The following is a 3,920-nucleotide window of genomic DNA, read 5'->3' as shown; positions in this document are numbered from 1 at the left end:
TTGATTCAAGCTTCCGGATATACTCTGGTTTGACATGATGCAGATCGTTATCTATTTCCTCTGCGGTTTCTTCGATGGATATTATTTTTGTTTTAAAGAAATCAAGGTCGGATACTATTCTTTCTATTAATTCTACTTCAGGCATATTGTACCTCTAATTTCCTTCTATTATGATAATTCGTTAAATTAATTATTGTACTCAATTCTACTCATATCTTCCCCACCAACCCCTCAAACTTCGCATAATTAACCTTGACCCCATCATCAAGATCGATATCTGCAAGCCTGGCGTTCCATGCAGGATATTTGTCCCAGCTCATTCATGTCTAATGCAGGTGCATTTGTTCCTCTTCCTGTGCACTCATTGCACGATTGCTGCTGTCCACTCTTTTGAGGCATTTGCCTTTTGTTGATATGGGTTTCATTGGATTTTCTTTGATTTTCACTGCTATGACAGTTTTTCCATCGACCTTGATCTCTTCCAGTTCCGGGATTATGCGGGGGGCTGTGCTCTGGGATATTTGATTTGTCCACTGGTTGAGTGTTTCTTTTCCGATTTTGATGCCCTTGATATTGTTTTTATCGGATACGCCTATGAAGATTATCCCGCCCTTTGTGTTGGCAAAAGATACTGCTGATTCGATGGTTTCTGATTCTCCGGTTTTGATGCGGTCTGGGAGGGTCATGATTTTGGTTTGAGATTTTGTATTTATTTGGTTTTAATCCCTCTTCAATCAGTTGTCACTGGTTCATTGAGTTTTCAAAAACATCACAAGGCTTGTGATGGATTTGCAGGCATTCATCGGTCACACGAGGATATGTGTTCATTCCTTGCCTTCCTGCCCATCTTTGGCTATGAATAAACATTGGAAATGCCATTTATCTTCACCATATTTTCCTTTCACTTTACGATTAACGGAATTTACTTGACGATTATACCAGCTTTTTAGGCGGTATCGAGTGGAGCGTCCAGCCCCCAGTTTTTCAGCCAATCCCATTTCAACCAGTTTCCTGAACCTGTATTCAGTGTGAGTTATCGATAGTCCATCCGCCGGAGTCCCATACTGCACGCCCACGATTAACAGATACACCTGGCAATTGTTTAGTGACTTAAGGCAGCCTTCTAAAGCTTTTTCAGCGGATGCTGGTTCATATTCATAAAGTACGGGTGTGCAATGTGCTGATAGGAACGGATCGGTGTTCACGAGATTCTGTATGAGTAGCCGTTCATCTTCAAGCTCTTTTTGCACTGAACTCACAAATACTTTGAACAATGAGGTCATCGTGGCACCTCCGCTTTGATTATTAAGCATCCTTCAGCTGTATTGGCGAAAGCTACTGCTGATTCGATGGTCCGTTCATCGAATTTTTCTTTGAATTCGACGGTGTTGGATTTTCCGGTTTTGATGAGGTTTGGGTGGTTCATAATGAGAATCAAAAAAGTTCCCTTTGATTTCTCCTTTATCCGCTGTTATCTGCCGTTATCTTCGGATCCCGTAATGTTTGATGCTTTGCAATAAGTTCCCGGACCGCAGGAACTAATTCAACAGGGACATCTATTGTAGTCTGAGTTCTGTCCTCATAGGCTGCCCCATCCTCGGCTAAGGCTTCCTCTTCTGTTTGTTTTTCATAATGGGCCAGAACTTTGTGTACCCTCTCTTCATCCCATCCTTTTGGGAATTTACTCTGCTTCATTCTTTCTTTCGCCTCCTGCGCTTATATGCTACTAATGGCTTACAGTCAATTCAAAGGCTGTTATGATAAAAACACTTTCTTGCTCTGCGTCCGGAATGTAAATTACCCTGAGATAACGCCCTGCACGGGTCTGACCTAAAGCTATCCGTGAACCGTCTGTGCCATGTCGGTCTTCCCCGGGTTTTAATAATACATCTTCCACTTCGCTTTTGGATACATTGTGGTTATAGATGTGGGGTTGACCATTTTCCGGATCAATGTAGTAACGAATTTTCATGTCCATACCATAAACAAGTTTTTCTTTTTAGGACAATCGCAGATAACGTTTCCAGTAAATACGATGTTGCGACCGAAAGGCAAAGGTGATAATCCGTAGCGTATATGCAATATCATATGGAGTCAGACCCATTTTATCTTATATCTCTTTGTAGTTGTGTAATTTTTTCAATAATTTCTTCAAGAGTTGGAATTCGATATTTCTTATCATATATGCGTTCTATAAAGAGTGCAGCCCCTTCAATGTTTTTGATCACGCGGTTTGGCTTATCATATCCCAATTCAGAAGATACTTCTTCTCGGATTGATAGAAATGTATCTTCACCAAGTTCGTTTTTTAATATTCCTTCAAGAGTATCCTTAAATACTGCCCAAGTTTCATGAACTTGAGTATCCGGGAAATCTTCTATTGGTACACCAGCTAAACGAAGATATCTGTGATTACGATTTATCGCATCTTCTTCCGTGTTCTCTTTGCCAATAAGGTGTGAATCCGCATTAAAGATAAAATATGTAGGTATGGAAAGTCCTCGAAAAATCACCGTTGGACGATCTATATTATTCTTCCCGCCTGCTGGAACTACAACAATTCCAATTTCAGGCCAATTCTTTTTCATGACCTCTTGGAGCTTCCATAATGTGCCCACTTCAGATAGCCCCTCTACCACTACAACTACGTCTGCAAAAAAGCCCTCGCTTACAATAGTGTTCATGACAGGCATTGCACGTGCTCTAAAGCTCTCCCTTGTGAAACCGGCAGGTTCGGCATTATAGACTTTTGCTACTTCCCCCTTAGCTTGATCTAAAGAAAAACATGTAATAATACTCTGTGGAACAGGGGAATCTGGTGAGGGTACTTTTCTCACCATTCGAATTTGGTCAAAACGGTGGAGGTCTATGAAATATGGAGATATAACTCTGGTTCTTCAATAGCTAAAATCAGATCAGGGCTATGTGATGTTTCAAGGTCTTGAGGTTCTAAAACACCTGTTTCTTCTTCATCTAAGTCCTCGACAGTTAGTTCTACAGGAACTGTCATAGCTAAATGTTGGAGTAAGGTGACTATTAATGCCCTTTGGAGGCCATGCCCTTTGCGAGTTATTTCACCCTCAAAACTATCTTCGACTAGAGTTGCCCTTGCTGGAGGAAGCGGAATATCAGGAGGTTTTACCTCATCCCATCTTAAGTTTAGCTGAGAACCGGGCGCAAACTTTTCAAGTGTCTGAGAAATTGAATTTCCGAGTTCCGGTAACTCAGTGAGATTTTCAGAGCTATATAATTTTTTAACTCTTTCTTCAAATTCGGATTTGAATTTTTTAACATCTTCTCTAGCATTGATCCTTCTTAAAACAATCATATCTAAAATCTGATATATCGCTCCTTTTTTACCACTTACCTCATCTGAAGCCTCGCGAACGGCGGGAATCAAAACATACTTTGTGAATTTGTCGAGTTTGCCCCCTCCAATGTTTTTTGATCCAAAAAATTGTTCTTCCCGCTCAACCTGTTCCATGAGTTCTGGATGATTAGCTTCGTATTCAGTCATAAGTCGTTCGACTTCATCTGCACTTTTAGCACCCCCACCTAAATCGACTAAGTTACTACTATCAACTAGTTCATTCCAAGCATTACGACGATCTGTTTTACCAGATTTAGCTCTTATCTCAGCGAACTGAGGTATCTGTAAGGCTGCTGCATAATAGCGCTGTATTATATGATTATTTTCGCTTGAGATACGCTTTGTGACAATTAATCTATCGTCTTTTATGTATAGCTGAAATTCTTCTTTTTCATCATCTCGAAGATTACCGTAAGTTACACGGATTTCTATGGTGGAACCCATGTCTCGATCAAAAAAATCTTCTTCCGTTATCGGCGCTGCAATGTCATAAAAAGTATCTATAGCTTTAAAAAAAGAAGATTTTCCAGCACCATTCCGTCCTATAATA

6 protein-coding genes and 2 pseudogenes are annotated in these 3,920 nt (G+C 40.4%); all 8 read right to left on the bottom strand.

Going from position 1 to position 3,920, the window contains the following annotated elements:
* Positions 1–145, bottom strand: a 145-nt coding sequence (locus IBX40_11645; GenBank protein ID MBE0524968.1) for a hypothetical protein, incomplete at its 3' end; no start/stop codon positions are given.
* A gap of 181 nt (positions 146–326) precedes the next feature.
* Complete coding sequence (locus IBX40_11640) at positions 327–686, bottom strand: putative DNA binding domain-containing protein (GenBank protein MBE0524967.1); 360 nt, start codon at positions 684–686, stop codon at positions 327–329.
* A 333-nt stretch (positions 687–1,019) separates the two neighbouring features.
* A pseudogene (locus IBX40_11635) lies at positions 1,020–1,283 on the bottom strand (DUF4062 domain-containing protein).
* Positions 1,280–1,426 (bottom strand): ATP-binding protein, encoded by a 147-nt coding sequence (locus IBX40_11630; protein MBE0524966.1) that lies wholly within the window; start codon positions 1,424–1,426, stop codon positions 1,280–1,282. The pseudogene IBX40_11635 and the gene IBX40_11630 overlap by 4 nt, the downstream one beginning before the upstream one ends.
* Positions 1,427–1,461: 35 nt before the next feature.
* Positions 1,462–1,695 carry a hypothetical protein gene (locus IBX40_11625; protein ID MBE0524965.1) on the bottom strand — a complete coding sequence of 78 codons (234 nt, stop codon included), beginning with the start codon at positions 1,693–1,695 and terminating at the stop codon, positions 1,462–1,464.
* Positions 1,692–1,972 (bottom strand): annotated as a pseudogene (locus IBX40_11620) (hypothetical protein). Before IBX40_11620 ends, IBX40_11625 begins: the two are co-directional and overlap by 4 nt.
* Positions 1,973–2,105: 133 nt before the next feature.
* The gene (locus IBX40_11615) at positions 2,106–2,840 is read right to left on the bottom strand and encodes an ATP-dependent endonuclease (GenBank protein ID MBE0524964.1); all 735 of its coding nucleotides are present in this window, start codon (positions 2,838–2,840) and stop codon (positions 2,106–2,108) included.
* 26 nt (positions 2,841–2,866) lie between these two features.
* On the bottom strand, positions 2,867–3,920 hold a 1,054-nt coding region (locus tag IBX40_11610; protein MBE0524963.1), incomplete at its 5' end, for an AAA family ATPase.

The sequence above is a fragment of the Methanosarcinales archaeon genome, from assembly GCA_014859725.1.
Lineage (GTDB): Archaea > Halobacteriota > Methanosarcinia > Methanosarcinales > Methanocomedenaceae > Kmv04.
The sequence above is the reverse complement of the archived record's forward strand: the minus strand, read 5'-3'. Positions and strand labels throughout refer to the sequence as shown.

Coding starts and splice junctions, on each gene's coding strand:
- IBX40_11625 (MBE0524965.1), bottom strand. CDS start 1,695: ATGAAGCAGAGTAAATTCCCAAAAGGATGGGATGAAGAGAGGGTACAC.
- IBX40_11615 (MBE0524964.1), bottom strand. CDS start 2,840: ATGGTGAGAAAAGTACCCTCACCAGATTCCCCTGTTCCACAGAGTATT.
- IBX40_11640 (MBE0524967.1), bottom strand. CDS start 686: ATGACCCTCCCAGACCGCATCAAAACCGGAGAATCAGAAACCATCGAA.
- IBX40_11630 (MBE0524966.1), bottom strand. CDS start 1,426: ATGAACCACCCAAACCTCATCAAAACCGGAAAATCCAACACCGTCGAA.